The organism is Empedobacter sp. GD03861 (assembly GCF_029840885.1).
In the GTDB taxonomy this organism is placed as follows: domain Bacteria; phylum Bacteroidota; class Bacteroidia; order Flavobacteriales; family Weeksellaceae; genus Empedobacter; species Empedobacter falsenii_B.
Genome location: NZ_JAOCDJ010000080.1, coordinates 1 through 2026, shown reverse-complemented (window position 1 = coordinate 2026; position 2026 = coordinate 1). Strand labels below are relative to the sequence as shown.

Annotated in this window: 1 protein-coding gene; it reads right to left on the bottom strand. The window is 30.1% G+C overall.

Annotation, left to right across the window (positions count from 1 at the left end):
- Positions 1 to 11: 11 nt before the first annotated feature.
- Entirely contained in the window at positions 12 to 1667 is a 1656-nt protein-coding gene (locus N5D03_RS14760) for an AAA family ATPase (RefSeq protein WP_125350703.1), read from the bottom strand.
- Positions 1668 to 2026: the final 359 nt, after the last annotated feature.

The window sequence follows — 2026 nt, the reverse complement described above, 5'->3', positions numbered from 1 at the left end:
ATGTGCTGGCATTATTGTAGAGCTAAGTCCCAACATCTTAATAAAGCTTGATAACATAGATATAAATCTGTTTCAAATTGTTCTTGCGTAATATTTTCTCCAACGTGTTTTGCTAATTGCCTTTTCTTCTTTCCTGTAATTATTTTATCTCCATTTGCATTAGTAGCATCTAAGTCAGCTTGAGTTTTCCTCCAATTTGTATATGTTGAACAAACTTGATCAGGATAAATTTGTTCAATATCCCTGTGTGATAATATGTGTAGTTGATTATTCTCGACTAAATGTCTATATGTTTGTCTAAAATGGTTTACGCCACCTTCTGTTTGTACTGAGGGACAATCTAATAATAATACTACACGATTTTGGTATATGCTAGAACCTAATGGAATAAATAATTTTTCGATTGCATTTATTGTTCTTTCAGCTTGGTCAATGTCACCGTTTGCTTTTATAATTTGAATAGCTGGTTTATCGGCATAAAATCTTCTAATTACTCTCGTTAATAATTCAAATTCAGTCAATCCTTCAACAATTAGAAAATTTTTTGGTAGAAGTAAATCAGATGGACTTCCTCCCAACAATTCAAAAATAATATAGGGTTTTTCAAACTCGCTTACAACCTCAATTTCAGTTTCACCACTGTTTTTTTCAACTTTCATAATTGACTGATTTGTATAATTATCCGCTACAAAAACAGATGAATGTGTATTTATGAATACTTGATCTGTTTCTTGCGAAAGAGCGTGAAGAACATTTTTAAGGTTTCTCTGTGCGGTTGGATGAAGATGTAACTCTGCTTCATCTATGAAAAATAGGAATGACTTTCCGACATCTTCGTTTTGTTTTCTGTAGTCTGCGTAAGCTTGTATAATAGCAAGCATTAAAGCTCGTTGCATTCCGTCTCCTTTTTCTTCTGCAGACGTTTCTACACCATCGTCGATTGATGTTGAAAAACTTTTAAGTAAATCGTCAAATTGTGGGGGAGTAACTTCAAACTTAACTTTTGTAGTATCAGGAAACTGTTTTTCTAAATGAATTTTTACACTATTTCCGATACTTACGAACTCTTGCTTGATTGCAGAATTATCATCTTCAAATAGTTCAGCAAATTTGGCTTGAAATGCTTGATACTGTTGATTTCCTTGTAGAATAGTATTTAAAACTCCAGAAAGCATTATACCAATAGGAGTTGTTTTCGAATATTTTGCTACAGCATCATAATATTGTTTAGTGCTTATATATTCAAACTTTGGAAGGAAATCGTTTAATGCTGCGTCAAATCCAGTTCCAGGTGTTACTTCTGCACCATTAACAAACATTTTCCGCTTATTCGGAATACCACTAATTCTTTGAAAAATTACAATGTCTTCTCCATTTAGAGCATTTTCAATTTTAGTTTTATTTGTTTGATTTTGCATTAATGAAGCTCCATTTTGTGATCCTATAAATTCAATTTCGACAAGAATTTCATTTTGAGGATCTCTTTTATACTTAAGTTCATTAATGTTTGCACCTCTTCCTAAACCATTAAAAAAGAATTCGATTGCTTCAAAAAAGTTTGTTTTACCGCAATTGTTTTGACCTACAAAAATATTGAAGTCTGTTGTTGTGAATTCAGTTTCTTTAATTGAACGAAAGTTTTCAATTTTAATTCGATTTATTTTCATTGGTTAATGAATTTTTTAGGAAATACTTGCACATAACATCGTAATTTACAAAATAAATGATAGAAAAGTTTCGTTAAATATTCCCTATATCATCTACATTTTTATAAATATATTCCAAACATACAACAACCTTTTAACAATAAATTACGGTTTCACGTAAAAACAAAAAACCTCACTAAAAAATACTTAGTGAGGTTCTATATTATATTGTTGGATATCCCCCTGAATTTTCCAGTGTAAGTTAAGCTACATATTTTAAAAATTGTAAATTATTATTAAACTCAAAAATAGTTTTATAATTCAAAGCTTTATGTCTTCTATTTCTGTTATACTAAATTTCAATATACTGAAAAATTTGG

Excerpts from the sequence above, each read along its gene's own strand:
- N5D03_RS14760 (WP_125350703.1), bottom strand. The coding sequence starts at position 1,667 with ATGAAAATAAATCGAATTAAAATTGAAAACTTTCGTTCAATTAAAGAA.